We start from the raw sequence: 20,725 nt of genomic DNA on the forward strand, positions 1-20,725 counted from the left end.
GGCATCGTCGAGCGGCTCTCGAACGTGCCGCCAGGCAAGTTCTGGGAGAACACCGAAGGCCACCTGCTGGCCCTGGCCGCGATCCTCATGGCCAGCCCGCTGATCGTCTGGCTGCACACCACGCTCAAGCACCAGACGCTGGCTGGCAACTTCCCCATGCGCCTGCGCTGGGTCTTTCACCGCCTGATGCTCAGCCAGAGCCTGAGCTTTTATCAGGACGAGTTCGCCGGCCGCGTGGCCGCCAAGGTCATGCAGACCGCGCTGGCCGTGCGCGACACCTGTTTCATCCTGGGTGACATCCTCGTCTTCGTCGTCATCTACTTCTTCACGATGACGGCCGTGGTCGGCGGCTTCGACCTGCTGCTGATGGCACCCTTCCTGAGCTGGCTGGGGCTCTATGCCCTGGCCGTGCGCTGGTTCGTGCCGCGCCTGAGCCGCGCCGCTCGCAGCCAGGCCGACGCCCGCTCGCTGATGACCGGCCGCGTCACCGACGCCTACACCAACATCACCACCGTCAAGCTGTTCTCGCACGCCAACCGCGAGGCCGGCTACGCCCGCTCGGCCATGCAGGACTTCATGAAGACAGTGCACGGCCAGATGCGCCTGGTCACGGGCTTCGAGGTGGTCAACCACACGCTGAGCATGCTGCTCATCCTCTCGACCTCGGGCATGGCCCTGTGGCTGTGGACGCAGGGGCAGGTGGGCATCGGCGGCGTGGCGGCGGCCACCGCCATGGCCCTGCGCCTGAACGGCATCTCGCACTGGATGATGTGGGAGATGGCCTCGCTGTTCGAGCACATCGGCACCGTGCAGGACGGCATCAACACGCTGTCCAAGCCCCACACCGTGCTCGACCGCCCCGGCGCACCCGCGCTGAAGGTGAGCCAAGGCGAGGTGCACTTCGACAACGTGCGCTTCAGCTACGGCGGCCAGCGCACCGTCATCGACGGATTGAACCTGCGCATCCGCCCCGGCGAAAAGATCGGCCTGGTCGGCCGCTCCGGCGCGGGCAAGACCACCATCCTCAACCTGCTGCTGCGCTTCTACGATGTCGAGTCGGGCCGCGTGCAGATCGACGGGCAGGACATCTCCAAGGTGCAGCAAGACAGCGTGCGCGCCCAGGTCGGCATGGTCACGCAGGACACCTCGCTGCTGCACCGCTCGGTGCGCGACAACATCCTCTACGGCCGCCCCGACGCCAGCGACGCCGACATGGTGCGCGCGGCCGAACGCGCCGAAGCGATCGACTTCATCCACACGCTGACCGACCCACACGGCCGTCACGGCTTCGAGGCCCACGTGGGCGAGCGCGGCGTCAAGCTCTCCGGCGGGCAACGCCAGCGCATCGCCATCGCCCGCGTCATGCTCAAGGACGCGCCCATCCTGCTGCTCGACGAGGCCACCAGCGCGCTCGACTCCGAGGTCGAGGCCGCCATCCAGGGCAGCCTCTACAAGCTCATGGAGGGCAAGACCGTGGTGGCCGTGGCGCACCGCCTGTCCACCATCGCGGCCATGGACCGCCTCATCGTCATGGACCAGGGCCGCATCGTCGAAGAGGGCGACCACGCCTCGCTGCTGGCCAAGGGCGGCTTGTACGCGCGCCTTTGGGCACACCAAAGTGGTGGCTTCCTCATCGAAGAGGACGATGGCGAAACTGCCCCCGTCGCAGCGGGCGCAGGCTGATCACCAAGGCAAGGGCTCGCCGGTGTGGTCCAGGAACCCGCCCGTGTGCCCGGCGCCCAGGCCGTCGATGACCTCCAGCAAGCGCTCGGCCGCCCCGGCTGGCGAGCGCACCGTCAGGCCTGTGTGCGAGAAGGGCTGCGACAGCGCCGTGTCGACCGTGCCCGGGTGCAGGGCCACGCAAATGGCCTGCGGGTGGCTTCGAGCGAGCTCGATGGCTGCCGTGCGCACGAACTGGTTGAGCGCGGCCTTGGCAGCGCGGTAGCCCCACCAACCTCCCAGCCGGTTGTCGCCGATGCTGCCCACCTTGGCAGACAAGGTCGCGAACACCGCTCGCTGCTGCCTGGGCAACAGCGGCAGGAAGTGCTTCATCAGCAGCGCGGGCCCGGTGGCGTTGACCGCGAACTGGTGGGCCAGGTGAGCCGGGTCCAGCTGGCGCCAGCTTTTTTCGGGCATCCAGCCCTGTCCGTGCAGCCAGCCTGTGGCGTCGATCACCAACTGCAGCGAGCGTTCGCTGGCCTGAAGGTGAGCCTTCACCGCTTGCGCGCTGGCAGCGATGGAGCCCTCGTCCAGCAAGTCGAGCGCAGGTGTTGACTGGCGCGACAAGGCCATGACCTCGGCCTGCGGCCAACGCTGCGCCGCCGCGTCCACAAAGGCCCGTCCCAGCCCACCGCTGGCACCGATGACGAGCACCAGCCCGCGCGGATCGAAGGCGTTGCTCATGCCGACCTCGGCAGGCTCACGCCTTCTGCGATGGCCACGGTCGCCAAAGCCTCCTCCATCATGGCCCGGGCGTGGCCAGCGATGCGGTAGAGGTAGGCGTGCAAGGCCACGTCCGCCGGTTGGCGGCTCTCGCAATCGGCGCTGTAGGTCTCGAACTGCCCCAGCAAGGTGATGAGTTCGGCCAGGTGCTTGGGGCATTCGCAGGCCACCTTCGGCATCTGGGCAATCAGCGTGACCAGGTCAGCGCTGTCAAAACGCGGCGCAGGCGCCGGGTCAGGCAAGGCTTGCAGGGCCTGGCCCACGCTGAACCACCCCCGCACCGCCTCCAGGACGGTCTGCCTGAATTCATCCGGGTGCAGCGGCGAGCGCCGCAAAACCGCCGCCCGCGCCCGCAAGGCCTCGAGCACCTGAGAGTTGGCAAAACCGTGGATGACGATCATCTGCCTGGCGCCCACGTGCCGCATCAGCCGCCCCAGCCAGTCCACCGACTCCATGTGCACAGAGCCGAGGTCCGCCAGGATCAGGTCGGCCCTCATTTGCTGAGCGGCCATCTCCGAAGCCGCGCTCTCGTCCAACGCACCGATCACCCGCACGCCCTGCAGGCCACGCAGGGACTCCGTCCAGCGGGCGCCCGCACCATGCCCCACCAGCAGCAGCCGCACCTCCTCGGCGCTGGCCGAGCCAGGTGAGCGCACAGGCGTCATGACCTGACCTGTCGTCACAGCTGCCTCGGCTTGCTCGGCCTCGCTGGCCAGGTCTTGCAGCTGATGGGTTTCCAGCCTGGCCAACATGCTGATGGCGTGGCCCTTGTTCACCATTTGCTTGATCAACACCAAGCGCCGGACATCCTGGCTGGAATACAGTCGGTGTCCGGAGGGCGCCTGAGAGGGGCCCACCACGCTGTAGCGTCGCTCCCACACGCGCAAAGTGGCCACCGGGATGTTCACCATCCTGGCAGCCGCGCTGCTGCGATAACGTGGCAACGTTGCGTCGCCGAGATCTTGTGCTTCAGCCATTTCTAGACTCCGGTCAGTTGAATCAGGTTTGACCCCAACGAAGCTGATTTGACCTCAGACAGGCCAGCACAAACCGGACAAAAATACGTCAAAGGCAGTTCAACGCCTTTTCTTTTCCCCCACCACGGAGAACCCACCATGACCAGTCGCCGTCAATTCATCATGACCATCGTCCCGGCCGCAGCCGCCCTGGGCGCTGTCACCGGCATGACCAGTGCCCACGCCCAGGCCGCCAAGGTCGATGAAAAGGACCCCGCCGCCGTGGGCCTTGGCTACAAGCACGACGCCACCAAGGTCGACGCCAAGAAGTACCCTCAGTACAAGGCCGGCAACAACTGCGCCAACTGCCAGTTCTACCAAGGCAAGGACGCCTGGGGCGTTTGCCCGCTGCTGGGTGGCAAGCAGGTTGCTGGCAAGGGCTGGTGCCAGGCCTGGGCCAAGAAGGCCTGAGGCTCGGTGTTGCGATGGCCGGCCGGCCCCACACCGGCTGGTGAGTCGCAACCAGCAACGACGCCAAAGCAAAAGCCCGTCCGGCTCACGCCGGACGGGCTTTTTCAATGGTGCTGGAGCGGGCGTGGCCAAAGCCACGCTGCGTCATGCCGTCAAACGGCTCAGGCTTGCAGCGGCGTGATGCCGGCAATCGCCCATTCGCGGCCGCCATCGAGCGGTTTGACCAGGTGCCACAGTTCGTTGAACGGCTCGGCGCCCTGGCCCACTTCCTCGCGGATCAGGCCACTGAAGCGCACCGAAGCCACCCACTGGCCGTTTTCCTGGGCCGTGTCGACCAGCTCGGCATCGAGCTGCATGACATCGGTTTGCTGGGCGGACTGGCCACGCTCCTGCAAGTCCAGGCGCAGCGATGCGAACAGCTCCGGCGTGGTGAACTTGCGCAGGTCGTCGAGGTTGGCCTCGTCGTTGGCGGCTTGCAGGCGGATGAAGATCATCTTGGCGATGCGGGTGAAGCCATCGGCGTCAAAGCCTTCAGGGCGGGCAGAAGCTGCAGCCGCGCCGAAGCCGGCAGCCGAGGCGCCGTTCGCCTGACCACCGCCGAAGACCCCATGCGCCTCACGCGCCATGGACGAGCCCATGGCCTGCTGCGCCCCGGCCAGACCGGCCGAAGCAGGCGTCCCCTGGAAGGGCGCGCCCGCACCCGCCAGTTGCGGACCGGCCGGCTGCGCACCACGCATGCGGCGCGCGACCCAGGCGATGGCAACCATGGCCACCACGCCGAGCAAGGCCATCATCATGAAATTGGCGAGCTCTTCACCAAATCCGAGGTGGCTGGCCAGAGCGGCCAGACCCAAACCTGCGGCCAGGCCGGCGATCGGGCCCATCCAGGAGCGCTTGGCGGGCTGGGCGGCGGCGGGGGCCGCTGCGTTGGCCGGTGCGGCCTGAGCCGGCTTGCCGGCCTGGTTGGGCGTGGCGTTTTGCGCCGGCGGCGAGCTGTCGGCCTGCTTGGCAGGCATCTGACGCTGCATGCCGGAGGCGCGGCCGCTGCCCAGGCGCTTGGCCTCGGACTCGATCGGGGCCACCGACAGGGTGACGCCGGCCAGGGCGACGGCGAAAGAAGCAAAGACACTGGTGATGCGCTGACGGATCATCGTTGGAAAGCCCCTTTCTAGGGCAAAACGGACACATGAACATTGTGCGGCGCAGGCCCATCACGCGCACGGGCCGCAGGGCCTTGAAACATCGGCTTTACAAAAAACAACCCGCCTACCCTGGGGCGGGCATCGCGGTTTCGGTCATCAAACTGGTCAAGCGGACACGGTGAACTCCCAACAAGACCCCGCCTGGCCTGGGGGATCCTCACGCCCGCTCGACGCCCACCCAGGCGACAATGTCGGGTTGTCTGCCGACGCCCCACCCGCGTCACCCCCATGCCCCAACTGACCGTCGCCCCGCCCTCCCCTCAGGCCAAACCGCTGAGCAGCTACAAGCCCTTTTGGGCCAAGCGCTTCGGGCCGGCCAAGTTCCTGCCCACCACCCGCACTGAAATGGATGTGCTGGGCTGGGACAGCTGCGACATCGTCATCGTCTCGGGCGACGCTTACGTGGACCACCCCAGCTTCGGCATGGCCGTCATCGGCCGCATTCTCGAGAACCAGGGCTTTCGCGTGGGCATCATCGCCCAGCCCGACTGGACCAGCGCCGAGCCCTTCAAAGCCCTGGGCAAACCCAACCTGTTCTGGGGCGTGACGGCCGGCAACATGGACTCCATGATCAACCGCTACACGGCTGATCGCAAACTGCGCAGCGACGACGCCTACACCCCCGGCGGCGTGGGTGGCAAACGCCCCGACCGAGCCGCCACCGTCTACTCGCAGCGCTGCCGCGAGGCCTTCCCTGGCGTGCCGGTGGTGCTGGGCGGCATCGAGGCCTCGTTGCGCCGCATCGCCCACTACGACTACTGGTCCGACAAGGTGCGCCGCAGCGTGCTCACCGACAGCAAGGCCGACCTGCTGCTGTATGGCAACGCCGAGCGAGCCATCGTCGAGGTGGCGCACCGCCTGGCCGCGCGCGAGCCCATCGAGCAGATCACCGACGTGCGCGGCACCGCCTTCATCCGCCGCCGCAACGACCCGACGGCCCAGGGCTGGTTCGAGCTCGACTCCACCGAGGTCGACCGCCCAGGCCGCATCGACCAGCACATCAACCCCTACATGGGCATGTCCGAGGCGGCGGCCGAACAGGGCCAAAGCTGCGCGCTGGAAGACGCCGGGGCATTTGACCCGCTCAAGCCCAGCGGCGACGGCAATCGGCTGGGCAGCGAAGTCAAGCCGATCAAGCTCGTGCCCAATCCTGCGCTCCAGCGCAAGGCGGCGCCGGTCGATGCAACGTTGACAGCCGTCGCCACCGCCGAAGTCCCCGCTGAAAACGCGGCGCCGGCACATGCCCACGCCCACGAGGACGCCGACGAGCTGGAAGCGCCCGCGAGCAGCCACCACGACGCCAACGCCCACCGCAGCGGCAAGCTCGTGCTGCCCCCGCGCGATCGCACCGTCATCCGCCTGCCTTCCTTCGAAGCCGTGTCGCAAGACGCGGTGCTCTACGCCCACGCCAACCGCGTGCTGCACCTCGAGACCAACCCCGGCAACGCGCGCGCCCTGGTGCAACGCCACGGCGAAGGCCCCGGCGCCCGCGAGGTCTGGATCAACCCGCCGCCCATCCCGCTGACCACACCCGAGATGGACCTGGTGTTCGACCTGCCCTACGCGCGCGCCCCGCACCCCGGCTACGGCGACGACAAGATCCCCGCCTGGGACATGATCCGCTTCAGCGTGAACATCATGCGGGGCTGCTTCGGCGGCTGCACCTTCTGCTCCATCACCGAGCACGAAGGCCGCATCATCCAGAGCCGTTCCGAAGGCTCGGTGCTGCGCGAGATCGAGGCCATCCGCGACCAGGTCAAGGGCTTCACCGGCGTCATCTCCGACCTGGGCGGCCCCACCGCCAACATGTACCGCATCGGCTGCAAGTCGCCCGTCATCGAGGCCGCCTGCCGCAAGCCGTCGTGCGTCTACCCTGACATCTGCCCCAACCTCAACACCGACCACGGCCCGCTGATCCGCATGTACCGCCGTGCGCGCGCCCTGCCCGGCATCAAGAAGATCCTGATCGGCTCGGGCTTGCGCTACGACCTGGCCGTGCGCTCGCCCGAGTACATCAAGGAGCTGGTGACCCACCACGTTGGCGGCTACCTCAAGATCGCGCCCGAGCACACCGAGCAAGGTCCGCTGACGAAGATGATGAAGCCCGGCATGGGCGCCTACGACCGCTTCAAAGAGCTGTTCGAGAAGTTCAGCGCCGAGGCCGGCAAGAAGCAGTACCTCATCCCCTACTTCATCGCGGCCCACCCGGGCACCACCGACGAAGACATGATGAACCTGGCGATCTGGCTCAAGCGCAACGGCTTCAAGGCCGATCAGGTGCAGACCTTCTACCCCAGCCCCATGGCCACGGCCACGGCCATGTACCACTCCGGCATGAACACGCTCAAGGGCATCAGCCGGGATGCGCGCAAGGGCGAGCGCGTGGACATCGTCAAGGGCGAGAAGCGCCGCCGCCTGCACAAGGCCTTCCTGCGCTACCACGACCCCAACAACTGGCCTCTGCTGCGCGAAGCCCTGATGGCCATGGGCCGCCGCGATTTGATCGGCAACGGCCCTCACCACCTGATCCCCACCTACCAGCCGGCCACCGACGGCACCTACGAGAGCGCTCGGCGCAAGAACTCCACCAAGGCGGGCACGAAGACATCGGTGGTGACGGTGGGGCGCGTGGCGCGCGGCGGGTCGAACGAACCTGCGCCTTCGCGACGCGGGGGCAAGCAGGCAGAACACGACCCGCGCGACCTGCCGCAGGTCAGCTCGCGCAGGCCCAAACCAGGCCAGGTGCTCACGCAGCACACCGGGCTGCCGCCGCGTGCCGGCACCGGGCCTGCGCGCAAAAAGCCCAAACCGCGCTGAGGGCAGCCAGAACCAACGCCACAGCCCCGGCTCAGGGTGTGAGCGCGTCCCAACCCCAGACCACGGCCAAGCTCAAAGCGAAAGCCGCACCGATGCCCGTCGCGTAACGCGCGCCCCCTGCCGCCCAGGCAGCGATGGTGCGCGTGCCGGCGTTCACGCTGATGGCCACCAGCGTGCCATGCAGCAGCTCGTCGGCAGACAGCCCGCCACCATCGCGCATGCCCCAAAGCGCAGCCACGGGCGCGTGCGCATCGGCAATGGCCGCGATCGCCACCCCGATCAACAAGCCCGTGTGGCTCCAGGCGTGGGCCCATTGCACCAGCAGTGCTCCGAGCACCAGCAAGCCGCTGACCTGCAGCGCCTCTTTCAAGCGCAGCACTGGCCCGTCCATGCTCGCCTGCAGCAACGCGCCCCCCGACTGGCGTCGCCAAAGAGCCAGCCCGATCACACAAGGCACCGCAGTCCCCATCAGCGCCAGGCTTGCCATCTCGAACACATGGTTCGGCGCCAGCACCGCGCCGATCAACCAGGCCTGCAACCAGGTCGCCGCCGTGGACAGCACCCCGCCACACCAGGCCAGCCTGAGCGGCACCTCGCCGCTGCGCACCTGGCTGCCCAAAGCGCTGATGGTTGCCGTGCTGGAGACGAAGCCGCCCAGCAGCCCCGCCATCGCCCCCCCCGCGCGCGGCCCCAACAGCCGCTGTGCCAAGTGCGATGCGGCCTGCATCGTCAGGATCACCACCACCAGCATGAGCACCCGCCGAGGCGAAAGGTGCCCCAGCCAGCTGATCGGCTCTGCGGGCAACAGGGGCAGCAACACCAAAGCCAGCGCAGACAGCAGCAAGCCATCGTGCAACTCGGCTTCGCTGAGCCAGTCGGTCGCGAAACGGTGCAGGCGAGCCTTCAGGGCGAGCACCCCGGCCAGCACCACCGCCAACGCGGCCGCCAGTTCCGGCTGCGTCACCGACAGCATCCCGATGAGTGTCGTCACGATCAAGGCCAACTCCGTGGTCAAGCCAGGGTCGTCGGACCGCGAACGCCAGTAGGACAGACCCGCCAACCCGGACACCGCCACCAGCACCACCGCAGCCACCACTGGCGACAGCACCTGGCCGACCGCCCCGGCCAAAGCCGCCACCAGAAAGGTGCGCAAACCGGCCGAGTGCCGATCGGCTCCCTGCCCCTTGCGACGCTCGCGCTCAACGCCGATCAGCAGACCTGCGCCCAAAGCCACGATCAAACCCGTCTGCACGCCCGATAACGATTCGAGCCCCACCATGCCTTGCCTCGTCCTTTCTCGATGGCGGCCTGCCCCTCCAACCCCAGGGTCCGCCCTGAGTCCAAGTATCAGGGCGAAGGCATGACCGCGGCCCGGAAGCACCCTTGCGCTGCCTTAAACTTCACGCTTTACCAGCGCCGCTGTTCATGAACGCCCCTGCCGCCAACGCTTCCGCCTTGTTCGACCTCAAGAGCGCTTCGCTGACGCTGGAAGCCTTCCTGCTGAAAACCGGCAACCTGACGACGCTGGCCCAAGCCCTGCAAGACCGCTTTGGCGCCACACCCGACCTGTTCGACGGTGAGCCCCTGGTCATCGACCTGACCCACCTGGCCAGCCTCGATGTCGCCATCGACTTCCCGGCCCTGATCACATTGCTGGGCCAGTACAAACTCAAGCCGATCGCCGTGCGAGGTGCCACCCGCAAGCAGGGTGAAGCCGCCCGCGCTGCTGGCCTGGTTGAAGCGCCCGACAGCGTGGCCTCGCCCGCCCGCGTCGAAACCGTCGAGGTGGTGCGCGAGGTCATCCGCGAGGTGCGCGTCGAGGTGCCCGTCGAAGTCGAAGTGCCCGTGGCCGCCAGCACCGTGGTGCTCGACAAGCCGCTGCGCTCGGGCCAGCAGTTCTACGCCAAGGGCGGCGACCTGGTCATCACCGCGGTGGTCAACCACGGCGCCGAGGTCATCGCCGACGGCAGCATCCACGTCTACGCGCCGCTGCGTGGCAAGGCCATCGCGGGCGCCAAGGGCAACCGCCAGGCCCGCATCTTCGCCACCGTGATGGAGCCCGAATTGCTGTCCATCGCCGGCACCTACCGCACCACCGACAACCCGCTGCCCGACAACGTGCGCGGCAAGCCAGCGCAGATCCGCCTCGATGGCGAGCGCCTGGTGTTCGAACCGATCTCTTCCTGATTCACTGAAAGGACCGCCCTCCCATGGCCAAGATCATCGTCGTGACCTCCGGCAAAGGGGGCGTTGGCAAGACGACCACCAGCGCCTCCTTCGCCTCGGGCCTGGCCCTGCGCGGCCACAAGACGGCCGTCATCGACTTCGACGTCGGCCTGCGCAACCTCGACCTCATCATGGGTTGCGAGCGCCGCGTGGTCTACGACCTCATCAACGTCATCCATGGCGAGGCCAACCTCAACCAGGCCCTCATCAAGGACAAGCAGTGCGAGAACCTGTTCATCCTGGCCGCCTCGCAAACGCGTGACAAGGAAGCCCTGACGCAAGAAGGCGTCGAGAAGGTCCTCAAGGACCTGGGTGACATGGGCTTCGAGTACGTCGTCTGCGACTCGCCGGCCGGCATCGAAACCGGTGCGCTCATGGCCATGCACTTCGCCGACGAGGCCGTGGTGGTGACCAACCCCGAGGTGTCCTCGGTGCGCGACTCCGACCGCATCCTGGGCATGCTCAGCAGCAAGACCAAGCGCGCCCAAGAAGGCGGCGAGCCCATCAAGGAGCACCTGCTGATCACCCGCTACAACCCCAACCGGGTCGAAGGCGGGCAGATGCTGTCCCTGGACGACGTCTATGACATCCTCAAGGTCAAGCTCATTGGCGTGATCCCCGAATCGGAGACCGTGCTCAACGCCTCCAACCAGGGCATCCCGACCATCCACATGAAGGGCACCGACGTGGCCGAGGCCTACAGCGACGTCATCGACCGGTTCCTGGGCCAGGACAAACCCCTGCGCTTCATCGACGCCGAAAAGCCCGGCTTCTTCAAGCGCCTGTTCGGAGGCAAGTGAACACCATGGGATTCCTCTCCTTCTTCCTCGGTGAAAAGAAGCAGACGGCCTCGGTCGCCAAGGAGCGCCTGCAGCTGATCCTGGCGCACGAGCGCAACGGCCGCAGCCACAGCCCCAGCTACCTGCCCGACCTGCAAAAGGAACTGGTGGCCGTGATTTCCAAGTACGTCTCCATCAACCCGGACGACATCAAGGTGGCCATGGAACGCCAGGGCGACCTCGAGGTGCTGGAAGTCAAGATCGAGCTGCCCGAAGCCGGGCGTTGAGCGGCGCGCGCCGCCTGCCGGGTGCACCCAAACCGAAGCCGGCCTGTCTCGCCAGAGAGACGGCCGGCTTCGCACTTGTTGCGGTGCACAATGCCACCCAGGCAACCATTTTGCGGAGGGGCAGGTCACCATGCGCTACGTCGTTTTCAACCAGAAGGGTGGCGTCGGCAAGTCGACGATCGCCTGCAACCTGGCCGCCATCAGCGCCGCCGAAGGCCTTCGCACGCTGCTGGTCGACCTCGACCCGCAGGGCAACTCCAGCCACTACCTGATGGGGTCGCCCGCGGAGGACGCCAGCCACAGCGCCGCGGCCTTCTTCGAGCAGACGCTGCGCTTCACGGCCAAGCTCAGCGACATCCATGGCCACATCGTCGCCACGCCTTGGGAAAACCTCGACCTGCTGCCCTCGCACCCCTCGCTGGACGAGTTGCACGCCAAACTCGAGTCCCGCTACAAAATCTACAAGCTCAGGGACGCGCTGGAGGAAATCGGCCAGACGTACGACAGAATTTACGTCGATACCCCGCCGGCCTTGAATTTCTACACGCGCTCGGCTCTGATTGCGGCGCAAGGTTGCCTGATTCCCTTTGATTGCGATGACTTTTCGCGCCGGGCGCTGTACACCCTGCTGGACAACGTCCAGGAAATTCGCGCCGACCACAACGAGGAGTTGAAGGTTTCCGGCATCGTGGTCAACCAATTTCAACCAAGGGCCACGCTGCCTCAAAAACTGGTTCAGGAATTGATCGACGAAGGCCTGCCGGTGCTGCAGCCCTACCTGAGTGCCTCGGTCAAGATCAAAGAATCCCACCAATTGTCACGGCCGATGATCCACCTGGATGCCCGCCACAAACTCAGCCAGGAGTTGGTGGCGCTGCACCAGCAACTCAAACCCTGACGATCACACGTTGCCTGAGGGTGTTGCAACAGGGGCCTCGGTCGCCCTGCGATTGAGCAAGTGAGCGATGCGGGGCTCGATGTGTCGATTGACCCACACCCCCAAGGCCAGCGAGACGACCAGGCAAAGCAGAACGCTGACGATGTGCCCCGCGGTCCCAGCCAGCCCGCACGCCTGCACGATGCGGCAACCAGCACTGACCACACCGATGTGAAACAAAAAAGTAGCGTAAGAGGCGTCAGAACCCGTTCTCACGACCGCAGCCAACCGGCGTTGAACACCCATGTAGCTGAGCGACCGGACGGCAAGGATCAAGCCACAAAAGGCCAGCCCGAACGTCAATTCCTCGGTCACTTTGTCGATGAGGCCCTCCTGCCTGGCCACCAGGGCCACGACAAACCAGGCAAAGGCCCACAGGAACGCCACATCCCGCCGAACCTCCACGCCCCCCAGGAACTGACCCAGCACGACGCCGAACCAGAAAATCAGCAGCCACTGAGAACCAAGGAACGACAACAACCACGTGTCACTGCCCGCACCGATCACGTAGATCGCGGGCCAGAACCACAAAAAGCCGCCAAGCAGGAGCCGACTGCACATGGACAGGGCCACCAGCCCGTAGGCCAGGATCTCGTATTGAAGCACCCAGGCCGGGTAAACAATGGGCGCACCCGTTCCACCGACCTCACTGGGATCTTGGGGCAACAGCAGCAGGGTCTTGATCACACCTGCGGTGTCGTCAAAAGGCAGAGAGCCGACGACCACGATCGTCGCCACGCTCATGATGCCCAGCGCCAGCCAGTAAAGGGGGAAGATTTTCTTGGCTCGTTTGAGCAGGAAATCTGCGGCCAGCGCGCCGCCTGAGGCACGCCGCAGGTACAGCGTCGACATGAGGTAGCCGCTGAGCACAAAAAACAGGGGCATTCGGATGTGCTCGACCTCGAACAGCCAGTCGTGCCCTTGCGGCCCGAAATACCTGGGCGTGGACGCCGTTTTCGATGCGTGGAAGACCACCACCATGATGCAAGCAATCAGTCGGATGGCATCGAGCCCCAGACTTCGTTTGAACATGCTGACCCACCTGAAACTTTTAGATTGATGTCGGGTGCAGGCGTGAACCTGCCCCGTCTCGCGATATTGCCATCCCTTGGGGGATTCGCGATCGATACCATGTAAGCCAAAGATACCTATTCATGCGGGTGTAAGAATCAACACCCTGCGCTCTGCCCCCGGTGCGGCGCAACACACCCGTGACGCCACCCCAATCCAGCAATACCCTCCCCGCATCTCCCCCGATCTGATAGAGCCGGACGCGCACTCAAAGCACGTTTACAACACAAAAACCGTTAGAACCTCACGCTTTTACACCCTTTGTCACTTAAGCTGTTGACACTGTAAGAATGTGTGAAGCCACGAGGAAGCATGCAACCTCAGTGGCTGCCCAGGTTTCATGCGGGTTGCTGTTTGCCGGGGAATCCCCCGCAGCAGCGGGTTCGTCACCGGTCTTGAGAGGTGTTGTTCATGTCCAGGCCCACTGTCAGGCTCGACCGTCCCTACAGTCACCAGATCTCCGAAACGCAGCTGCTGCCCTTCACCATCCGACTGGCCAATGGCCAGGACGACATTGAAAAGGTCTGCCTGCAGCGCGCTCAGGCATACGGGCGCCACCAGCCCGACCTGGTGACCCGGCTGACGCTTTCAAAGCCCGAACCCGAAGACCTGCGCGAAGACGTCCTGATCTTGATGGCCGAGTCCAAGGACAGTGGTGAGGTGGTGGGCGCGCTGCGCTTGCAAACCAACCTCAACCAGCCGCTGCGCTTCGAGACCGAACTCGCGCTGCCAGAACGCTTGCGGGGCAAACACTTGCTGGAAGCTGGCCGAATGACGGTGCGCAACGGCCCCGAGGGCCGGATGGTGCTGCCCGCCCTGGTCAAAGCCGCCTTCGAGATCAGCCACCGGGTGGGCATTGATTACTCGTTGCTGATTGGTCGCGCGCCGATCGACCGCATGTATCACGCCATGCAGTTTCAGGACGTGTTCGGCGGCGAAAAGGTCGTCACCTCCGCGCAGCCGGGTGTGCCAGTCACGCTGTTCTACATGGACATCACCCAGGCCGATGCGCGCTGGATTGCTGCGGCCTGCCCCCTCTACGGCTTCATGGCCGAAACCCTGCACCCGGACTTCGACATCGACTTCGAGCGGGCCGAGCGCAAATTCTGCGTGCCCCTGTCCGTCGTGGACCAGCCCGAATTCAGCGAATCCCTGAGCTGACCCTTTTGACCTGGGTCAGGAGTGCGGCCAAAGATCGGGCCAATTTGCGACAGTTTGGCCGCAAACCGACCAACTGCGAGAAAAAGGCGTCGGTTTGGCCCAGTGATGCCTGCATTGCACCACTTGAAAAGGGGAATAATGGGGCCCCAATCACCTCCCCCATTTTGGGGGGAGGCTCAACACCACCCAGCGCAGAGGTGATATGGGGCCCGTCAGAGCAACCATGCAGAACATGTTGCGCACCCTGGGTAACCGAGGGTTTTCGAACGCCTCCCTGGAAACCGAATTCCAGGTGGCATATCGCTCCTACGGCACGCGTTTCCTGTTCGTGTCGTCGATGGTCGCAGCGGTTTATTTCCTGGTCTTTTTCAGCTTCGACTTGCTGACCGGCCACCGCCAGGTGACCGACCAGGTGCAACTGGGCCGACTGGGTTTGTCTTGCGGGCTCTTGTTGTTCGGCTCTGCCACCCGGCTGAACAAGGCTTTTTTCACCCGCCACTACACAGCCGCTTTCGTTGCCATCGTCGGCCTGGTCTGCCTGCTGAGCAACATGATCATCACCACCGGTCATTGGCAGGACGACCCGATGAGCCTGCTGTGGGGCCTGACATCGGCCACGGTGTTCGCCACGGTGATGGTGTATGGCTTTGCCCGGCTGACCGCAGGCCCCACGCTCCTGATCGCGTCAGGCATTGGCATGCTGGCCCTGGCATTCGCCTACCAACAACCTCAGGCTCACGGCGCAGGCTTTCAACGCATGGTGGTGCACCTGGTTGCAGCCAATGCACTGGGCTATTGCCTCTACCGTTTTTCGCTGGCCCGTGAGCGCAAGCTGTTCCTGCAGTCCAAGCGCAAGAACCACATCGCCGAGTTGCGTCGCACCAAAGAGCAGGCCGAGTCTGCCAGCCGGGCCAAGACGGCTTTCCTGGCCAACATGAGCCACGAGATCCGCACCCCGATGAATGGGGTCATCGGTGCGCTGAGCATGCTCAACGATGAACACTTGTCGGAACGTGATCGCCTGTTCGTCAAATCGGCCCGAGACTCCGCTCGCAACCTGATGCACCTGCTCAACGAGATCCTGGATTACTCCAAACTCGATGCGCACAAGGTTCGCCTGTCCCCCACCCCATTCGATCCGCTGAGCATGATCAGCAGCGTCGCGCACGCTTTCCAGGCCACCGCAGAACAAAAGGGCATCGGCATTCGCCGCGACTGCCACCACGTGCCTGCCGACATCCGCAGCCTGACTGGCGACGAAGGCAAGATGCGCCAGGTCTTGCTCAACCTCGTGAGCAACGCCGTCAAGTTCACGCAGTGCGGCGAAGTGCTGTTGAGCCTGTCGGTGCGCAAAATCGGCTCCGAGATGGCACGCGTCACGCTGGACGTGTCCGACACCGGCGTGGGCATCCCGCCCGACTCGATCGACAAACTCTTTCAGCCCTTCTACCAGGTCGAGTCCGGTAGCAACCGCAGCTATGGCGGCACGGGCCTGGGCCTGGCGATCTGCAAGCAGATCGTGGACGAGATGGGTGGCGACATCTCCGTGCGCAGCGTGCTGGGCATTGGCACGACCTTCGAGATCTCGGTGGACATGCCTTACAGCACCGAAGCCTTGAGCGAAGCGGAACGGCTGCAAGGTGGTGAGGGTTTTGCCGACACGCAACCTCCTGCGCTGGCCGAGTTGCGACTGCAGGGCGAGGTGCTGCTGGTCGAAGACAACGAAGTCAACGCCTTCATCGCCACGATGACGCTGGAGAGCCTGGGGGTGAGCTGTCAGCACGCCCGCAACGGCGAGGATGCCCTGGCCCTGTTTGGTCAAAATGCTTTCGATGTCGTGCTGATGGACTGCGAAATGCCGGTGATGGATGGCTATGAGGCCGCTCGCCGCATCAGGCAGATGGAAGCCGCTGACACCGCGCGCGAGCGCACACCGGTCATCGCGCTGACAGCGCACGCCCTCAGCGGTGACCGAGAGGTCTGTCTGGCCAATGGCATGGACGACTACCTCACCAAGCCTTTCGACCGCGAAGCCCTGGCCCTGTTGCTGTCGCGCTGGTTGCCCGTGGCGACCAACGCCTGAGGACACTTCACTCAGCGCCTGGACACAGCCGTCACCCCACGACGGAACTGCTGAGGTGTCATGCCGGACCAGGTGCGAAACGCCCGGGTGAACACGCTCTGATCGGTGTATCCCAACAGCAGCGCGATCTCCATCAGCGACAGCGCTCGATCAGCCAAGTATTGACGCGCCATGTCGAAGCGGATCTGGTTGAGTTCGGCCTTGAAGCGGATGCCTCGGTCGTGCATTTGGCGGTAAAGGGTTCGCTCGCCCACGCCCATGCGACGGGCCACGGCAGCGAAGTCCAACTCTCCTTCGTGCAGGCAGTGCAGGATGTGATGGCGCAACTGCGGCAGCAGGGGGTCCCTCGCCTGCATCGACGACAGGATTTGTTCGGCTTGGTGCTCCAGTTGCTCAGCCAGGTCCGCGTCACGGTGGCTGTTGAGCCGATCCAGCAAACTCAGCGGCCAGCGCAGGCTGAGCACAGGGGCCATGAAGTGAACGGGACATTGGAAGTACCGTCTGTGTGCATCACCGTGCGGGGGCTCGGCTTGGGGACCCGCGCCCGCGACTTCGTCGAAGACTGGGACATCAACTTCATCAACCCATCGGTCAACAGCGTCAACTACTGGTTCGACTTTTACTCGGACAACTCCACCAACACCGTCTCGCGCTCCAGCTTCCCGCTCACGCTGGTGAACGGGCCGCAGGCAGGTCAATCGCTCATCGGCAACAACAATCTGCTGGCCATGGGCGATGACAACTCTCTGTGGCTCGATGCCGATGGCAGCCTGAGCTACTACAACTACCCAACAGGCACGCTGGAGTTCAACTCCACCAAGACCAGCTTCACGACCGGCCCGAGCGGCTGGCAGGGCAGCACCTTGCTGAGCAAGGTGGGCAACCTGATCGGTTACGAAGAAGGCAACCTGTACTTCCTGGAAGGCGACAACACGGTTCAGGTGTTCAATTTCGACCTGACTTACCTGCGCACCGATCAGCTCCGTTTTGATGGCGACCTGGCAGGGCACAGCCTGGCCGACGTCATCGACGGCAGGGTCGCGAACACAACGTACCTGGGTTGGGACCTTGGGCCCGTGATCGCCATGGTTCAGACCTCTGCTGTGCCAGAGCCGTCGGCCTTCGCGATGCTGGGTGTCGGCCTGGTGGGCCTTTGCCTGACGGCTCGTCGCCAGCGGGCACAGGCATCAGCCTGAACGCTTCAAGGACGCAGGCGTCGCCAGAGGGACGTCACGGCTGTTGCCACCGCTGCGAGCACAACACCCGCGGCGAAGCCACCCAGGCCGTCGGTCAGCAATGGCACCAGCCCGCTCATCGCCCCGCCCACCGTGGGCCACTCTGCCACGCTGTGCTGCAGGGAGTGCACCCAGTCGTGCACTCCCGGCACGCCGTGCAAAAGGATGCTTCCACCAACCAGGAACATGGCCGCAGTGCCCACCACCGACAGGGCCTTCATGAGGCGCGGGGCGGTGGCGAGCAGGCCTCGGCCTACGAGTTGTGCCGCGCCATTCGAGCGCTGACTCAGGTGCAAGCCGGCGTCGTCCATCTTGACGATGGCCGCCACCAGGCCATAGACCCCAACGGTCATGGCCAGGGCCACGCCACCGACCACCAGCACCTGCTGAGTCAACGGTGCCAGGGCCACGGTGCCCAAAGTGATGACAACGATTTCGGCCGAGAGGATGAAGTCGGTTCGCACCGCGCCCTGGATTTTCTCGCGCTCGAAGGCCACCATGTCCACCTGCTCGTTGGCAACGGCTTGCGTCAGCGCGACGTGATGCGCGGCCTCCTCGTCGCGATGCAACAGGGGGTGAAGGATCTTCTCGGCCCCCTCGAAGCACAGGAATGCCCCGCCAGCCATCAGCAAAGGCGTGATGGCCCAGGGCGCCACCAGGCTGATGCCCAGGGCCGATGGCACCAGGATCAGCTTGTTGCGAAACGAGCCCTTGGCAACGGCCCAGACCACGGGCAGCTCGCGTTCGGCCCGGATGCCAGAGACCTGCTGAGCATTGAGGGCAAGGTCGTCGCCCAGCACGCCTGCCGTCTTCTTGGCAGCAACTTTGGACATCAGTGCGACATCGTCGAGCACGGTCGCGATGTCATCGAGGAGGATGAGCAGGCTGGATGCCACCTTGTTTTCTCCCTGGTTCTTTGAAGAACCGGATCTTATCGGCTCCCCAACCCAGGGCAGGAAAATCAATCAATCAAGCGACGTCAGACGGCGTCAAAGGCTTCCTGCAGTTCCTCGAACCACGTGTGCAGGTCGTCTTCGTTGATGTGCAGCCAACCCATCGCCGTTGCACCATGGACAACCCAGTCCGCATCCGGATCGAGCGCTTCGTGACGGCGCATCAACCACTCGGCGAGCAGGCCAACCGAAACCAAGGCATTGACGTCCGGATCGGCGCTGCGCTCGCCGAGCGCTTCCAGGTCATGGTGAAGGCGAATGGCGGCCGTCACCGAAGGTGCGAGGCGCCAAAGGCGGGCAACGAGCGCCCCCACCACGGCATGGTCGGTGCGGTGATTGGCGTTCTCGGTCTGAACGTATGAGCGGTCGATGCGCGCACTGGCTTCGACCATCGTGCCCAGGTAGCCCTTGACGCTCTGAGCCATCACCGGCATGCCGACGTGGCAGAACAGACCGTAGGTGTGCGCCAGGTCGGCCGACATGCCCGGCAGACGCTCTGCCAAGTGAGACATGGCCACCGCGCGCTTGGTGGATCGCTCCCAGAAGCGCTGGAGTTGTGGCGCAGTGACTTTCATGGCACCACGCGCCAGGAAGGCCTTCATGACCGCTGCGGTGCGTTGCAAGCCCAGGCGGTTCATGGCCTGACCAATGGTCTGAACAGCGGCACCACCCGCTGAATAAGCCGGGCTGTTGGCAGCACGCAGGAGGGTGGCCGACATCGCCACGTCACTCGTGGCGATGCGGGCCACCTCGTTGAGGTCGGGCTCGGCCTCCAGCATGGCCTTTTGCAGCCGCGTCAGCAACTCGGGGCAAGGCGGGATGACGATGTGTTGCAGGGGGCCGTTGCGGCGCGCCCTGTCGAGCTCCTGCAGCACAGCGTCGATGGTGGGCAATTCGGTGGCGGTGATCATGGCAACTGCAGGCAATCTGATTCGGGGATATCGGCGGAAATTGGCACCGACTGAAGCCCAAGGCACGCGGCTCGGTGGGTGCGTACACTGGCGCCCTTCGACTGGTGCTCATTGTCCCGCTTCAAACCCCATGCAGATCCTGCTCGCGCCCATGGAAGGCCTGCTTGACGCGCCCCTGCGTGACATCCTCACGCGAGCTGGAGGCGTGGACCGCTGCGTGTCCGAGTTCATCCGCGTGACCGAGCGCCTTTTACCCGAACGCGCCTTTCGCCGGATCATGCCGGAGCTCGAATTCGGCGCTCGCACCCCCGCTGGCACCCCCGTGCGAGGTCAGCTGCTGGGCTCGGATGCGGCTTGCATGGCCGACAACGCGGCGCGCCTGGTGGAGCTGGGTTCACCCGGTGTCGACCTGAATTTCGGCTGCCCCGCCAAGGTGGTCAACCGCCACGGCGGGGGCGCGGCGCTGCTGCAGGACCCCGAGCACGTGCACCGCGTGGTCAAAGCCGTCCGCGAGGCTGTGCCAGCGCACACCGTGGTCTCGGCCAAGATGCGCCTGGGCTTTGACGACGACGCGCTCGCCGAGGACAACGCCCGAGCCATCGAAGCCGCAGGTGCCAACGAGCTGGTCGTGCATGGCCGCACCAAAGCGCATGGCTACCGCCCGCCTGCCTACTGGGACCGCATCGCCCACGTGCGCGAAGCCGTTGGCATCCCGGTGGTGGCCAATGGCGAAATCTGGACGGTGGACGACGCCAGGCGCTGCCTGAGCGAGAGCGGCTGCAGCGCCATCATGCTGGGGCGCGGCATGGTGGCCGACCCAGGACTGGCACTGGCCATGCGAGCCGAGCTGGGCTGGCCTGCCTGCCCGGGTGACGCAGGCCGCACCTGGGCAGATTGGGATGCCTTGCAACCGCTGGTGCACCGCTACTGGCGACTCATCCAGCCCCGGGTCGAGCCCAGGCACCAGGCTGGCCGCATGAAGCAGTGGCTGAACTTCCTGCGCCGTCGTCATCCCCAGGCCGAGGACGCCTACCAGGCGCTGCGCACGCTGAGTGATTCGCGGCAGGTCACGGCCTGGCTGGACGCCCACATCGCCCGGGGGCACCAGGGTGACCCAGGCCACGAGGTCGGAGACAATCATGCCTGCGCACCGCTGGCCGTCTGATCGCACGCCCCGCCCCACCCTGCGCCCCT

Annotated in this window: 19 protein-coding genes; 11 read left to right on the forward strand and 8 right to left on the reverse strand. The window is 65.2% G+C overall.

Annotation, left to right across the window (positions count from 1 at the left end; all coding sequences use genetic code 11):
• A partial coding sequence (locus B2W70_RS06295; protein WP_286743930.1) for an ABC transporter ATP-binding protein occupies nt 1-1,683 on the forward strand: 1,683 nt, incomplete at its 5' end.
• On the opposite strand, the gene B2W70_RS06300 is transcribed toward B2W70_RS06295, so the two are convergent.
• Nucleotides 1,684-2,403 carry an SDR family NAD(P)-dependent oxidoreductase gene (locus B2W70_RS06300; RefSeq protein ID WP_286743932.1) on the reverse strand — a complete coding sequence of 240 codons (720 nt, stop codon included), beginning with the start codon at nt 2,401-2,403 and terminating at the stop codon, nt 1,684-1,686. It lies immediately after the preceding gene.
• Entirely contained in the window at nt 2,400-3,419 is a 1,020-nt protein-coding gene (locus B2W70_RS06305; RefSeq protein ID WP_286743935.1) for a MerR family transcriptional regulator, read from the reverse strand. The genes B2W70_RS06300 and B2W70_RS06305 overlap by 4 nt, the downstream gene beginning before the upstream one ends.
• 138 nt (nt 3,420-3,557) lie before the next feature.
• On the opposite strand from B2W70_RS06305, the gene B2W70_RS06310 reads away from it, so the two are divergent.
• Entirely contained in the window at nt 3,558-3,869 is a 312-nt protein-coding gene (locus tag B2W70_RS06310; RefSeq protein ID WP_058086389.1) for a high-potential iron-sulfur protein, read from the forward strand.
• A 161-nt stretch (nt 3,870-4,030) separates the two neighbouring features.
• Here the strand turns inward: B2W70_RS06310 and B2W70_RS06315 are convergent, their stop codons facing one another.
• Nucleotides 4,031-5,020 (reverse strand): Tim44 domain-containing protein, encoded by a 990-nt coding sequence (locus tag B2W70_RS06315; RefSeq protein WP_286743938.1) that lies wholly within the window; start codon nt 5,018-5,020, stop codon nt 4,031-4,033.
• A gap of 279 nt (nt 5,021-5,299) precedes the next feature.
• Between B2W70_RS06315 and B2W70_RS06320 the strand changes: the two genes are divergently transcribed.
• On the forward strand, nt 5,300-7,888 hold the full coding sequence (locus B2W70_RS06320) for a YgiQ family radical SAM protein (protein ID WP_286743939.1): 2,589 nt from the start codon (nt 5,300-5,302) through the stop codon (nt 7,886-7,888).
• A 31-nt stretch (nt 7,889-7,919) separates the two neighbouring features.
• Here the strand turns inward: B2W70_RS06320 and B2W70_RS06325 are convergent, their stop codons facing one another.
• Complete coding sequence (locus B2W70_RS06325) at nt 7,920-9,167, reverse strand: DUF4010 domain-containing protein (RefSeq protein ID WP_286743940.1); 1,248 nt, start codon at nt 9,165-9,167, stop codon at nt 7,920-7,922.
• Nucleotides 9,168-9,313: 146 nt separating this feature from the next.
• Here B2W70_RS06325 and minC point away from each other — a divergent pair, with 146 nt between their 5' ends.
• The 4 genes from minC (at nt 9,314) to B2W70_RS06345 (ending at nt 12,078) form a co-directional block, all read left to right on the forward strand.
• Nucleotides 9,314-10,075, forward strand: coding sequence for a septum site-determining protein MinC (minC, locus tag B2W70_RS06330; protein ID WP_286743941.1), 762 nt, complete (start codon nt 9,314-9,316; stop codon nt 10,073-10,075).
• Between the two features lie 23 nt (nt 10,076-10,098).
• The gene (minD, locus tag B2W70_RS06335) at nt 10,099-10,914 is read left to right on the forward strand and encodes a septum site-determining protein MinD (protein WP_058086384.1); all 816 of its coding nucleotides are present in this window, start codon (nt 10,099-10,101) and stop codon (nt 10,912-10,914) included.
• Between the two features lie 5 nt (nt 10,915-10,919).
• On the forward strand, nt 10,920-11,180 hold the full coding sequence (gene minE, locus B2W70_RS06340) for a cell division topological specificity factor MinE (protein WP_058086451.1): 261 nt from the start codon (nt 10,920-10,922) through the stop codon (nt 11,178-11,180).
• A 130-nt stretch (nt 11,181-11,310) separates the two neighbouring features.
• The gene (locus B2W70_RS06345) at nt 11,311-12,078 is read left to right on the forward strand and encodes a ParA family protein (RefSeq protein WP_286743942.1); all 768 of its coding nucleotides are present in this window, start codon (nt 11,311-11,313) and stop codon (nt 12,076-12,078) included.
• Between the two features lie 3 nt (nt 12,079-12,081).
• Here the strand turns inward: B2W70_RS06345 and B2W70_RS06350 are convergent, their stop codons facing one another.
• A complete protein-coding gene (locus tag B2W70_RS06350) occupies nt 12,082-13,149 on the reverse strand; it encodes an acyltransferase family protein (protein WP_286743943.1) in 1,068 nt (355 codons plus the stop codon).
• A gap of 450 nt (nt 13,150-13,599) precedes the next feature.
• On the opposite strand from B2W70_RS06350, the gene B2W70_RS06355 reads away from it, so the two are divergent.
• A complete protein-coding gene (locus B2W70_RS06355) occupies nt 13,600-14,349 on the forward strand; it encodes a hypothetical protein (protein ID WP_286743944.1) in 750 nt (249 codons plus the stop codon).
• A 223-nt stretch (nt 14,350-14,572) separates the two neighbouring features.
• The gene (locus B2W70_RS06360; RefSeq protein WP_286743945.1) at nt 14,573-16,432 is read left to right on the forward strand and encodes an ATP-binding protein; all 1,860 of its coding nucleotides are present in this window, start codon (nt 14,573-14,575) and stop codon (nt 16,430-16,432) included.
• 11 nt (nt 16,433-16,443) lie between these two features.
• Here B2W70_RS06360 and B2W70_RS06365 read toward each other — a convergent pair whose 3' ends face one another.
• Complete coding sequence (locus B2W70_RS06365) at nt 16,444-16,905, reverse strand: helix-turn-helix transcriptional regulator (RefSeq protein ID WP_286743946.1); 462 nt, start codon at nt 16,903-16,905, stop codon at nt 16,444-16,446.
• A 3-nt stretch (nt 16,906-16,908) separates the two neighbouring features.
• On the opposite strand from B2W70_RS06365, the gene B2W70_RS06370 reads away from it, so the two are divergent.
• On the forward strand, nt 16,909-17,628 hold the full coding sequence (locus B2W70_RS06370; protein WP_286743947.1) for a PEP-CTERM sorting domain-containing protein: 720 nt from the start codon (nt 16,909-16,911) through the stop codon (nt 17,626-17,628).
• A 5-nt stretch (nt 17,629-17,633) separates the two neighbouring features.
• Here the strand turns inward: B2W70_RS06370 and B2W70_RS06375 are convergent, their stop codons facing one another.
• Nucleotides 17,634-18,563, reverse strand: a complete 930-nt coding sequence (locus B2W70_RS06375) for a DUF808 domain-containing protein (protein WP_286743948.1) — start codon at nt 18,561-18,563, stop codon at nt 17,634-17,636.
• Between the two features lie 83 nt (nt 18,564-18,646).
• Nucleotides 18,647-19,531 carry an HDOD domain-containing protein gene (locus B2W70_RS06380; RefSeq protein ID WP_286743949.1) on the reverse strand — a complete coding sequence of 295 codons (885 nt, stop codon included), beginning with the start codon at nt 19,529-19,531 and terminating at the stop codon, nt 18,647-18,649.
• Nucleotides 19,532-19,661: 130 nt separating this feature from the next.
• On the opposite strand from B2W70_RS06380, the gene B2W70_RS06385 reads away from it, so the two are divergent.
• The gene (locus B2W70_RS06385) at nt 19,662-20,696 is read left to right on the forward strand and encodes a tRNA dihydrouridine synthase (protein WP_286743950.1); all 1,035 of its coding nucleotides are present in this window, start codon (nt 19,662-19,664) and stop codon (nt 20,694-20,696) included.
• The last annotated feature ends 29 nt before the right edge of the window (nt 20,697-20,725 follow it).

The sequence above is a fragment of the Aquabacterium sp. UBA2148 genome, from assembly GCF_002328915.1.
Taxonomy (GTDB): Bacteria; Pseudomonadota; Gammaproteobacteria; order Burkholderiales; family Burkholderiaceae_C; genus Aquabacterium; species Aquabacterium parvum.

Excerpts from the sequence above, each read along its gene's own strand:
- B2W70_RS06300 (WP_286743932.1), bottom strand. The coding sequence starts at position 2,403 with ATGAGCAACGCCTTCGATCCGCGCGGGCTGGTGCTCGTCATCGGTGCC.
- B2W70_RS06305 (WP_286743935.1), bottom strand. The coding sequence starts at position 3,419 with ATGGCTGAAGCACAAGATCTCGGCGACGCAACGTTGCCACGTTATCGC.
- B2W70_RS06310 (WP_058086389.1), top strand. The coding sequence starts at position 3,558 with ATGACCAGTCGCCGTCAATTCATCATGACCATCGTCCCGGCCGCAGCC.
- B2W70_RS06315 (WP_286743938.1), bottom strand. The coding sequence starts at position 5,020 with ATGATCCGTCAGCGCATCACCAGTGTCTTTGCTTCTTTCGCCGTCGCC.
- B2W70_RS06320 (WP_286743939.1), top strand. The coding sequence starts at position 5,300 with ATGCCCCAACTGACCGTCGCCCCGCCCTCCCCTCAGGCCAAACCGCTG.
- B2W70_RS06325 (WP_286743940.1), bottom strand. The coding sequence starts at position 9,167 with ATGGTGGGGCTCGAATCGTTATCGGGCGTGCAGACGGGTTTGATCGTG.
- minC (WP_286743941.1), top strand. The coding sequence starts at position 9,314 with ATGAACGCCCCTGCCGCCAACGCTTCCGCCTTGTTCGACCTCAAGAGC.
- minD (WP_058086384.1), top strand. The coding sequence starts at position 10,099 with ATGGCCAAGATCATCGTCGTGACCTCCGGCAAAGGGGGCGTTGGCAAG.
- minE (WP_058086451.1), top strand. The coding sequence starts at position 10,920 with ATGGGATTCCTCTCCTTCTTCCTCGGTGAAAAGAAGCAGACGGCCTCG.
- B2W70_RS06345 (WP_286743942.1), top strand. The coding sequence starts at position 11,311 with ATGCGCTACGTCGTTTTCAACCAGAAGGGTGGCGTCGGCAAGTCGACG.
- B2W70_RS06350 (WP_286743943.1), bottom strand. The coding sequence starts at position 13,149 with ATGTTCAAACGAAGTCTGGGGCTCGATGCCATCCGACTGATTGCTTGC.
- B2W70_RS06355 (WP_286743944.1), top strand. The coding sequence starts at position 13,600 with ATGTCCAGGCCCACTGTCAGGCTCGACCGTCCCTACAGTCACCAGATC.
- B2W70_RS06360 (WP_286743945.1), top strand. The coding sequence starts at position 14,573 with ATGCAGAACATGTTGCGCACCCTGGGTAACCGAGGGTTTTCGAACGCC.
- B2W70_RS06365 (WP_286743946.1), bottom strand. The coding sequence starts at position 16,905 with ATGGCCCCTGTGCTCAGCCTGCGCTGGCCGCTGAGTTTGCTGGATCGG.
- B2W70_RS06380 (WP_286743949.1), bottom strand. The coding sequence starts at position 19,531 with ATGATCACCGCCACCGAATTGCCCACCATCGACGCTGTGCTGCAGGAG.
- B2W70_RS06385 (WP_286743950.1), top strand. The coding sequence starts at position 19,662 with ATGCAGATCCTGCTCGCGCCCATGGAAGGCCTGCTTGACGCGCCCCTG.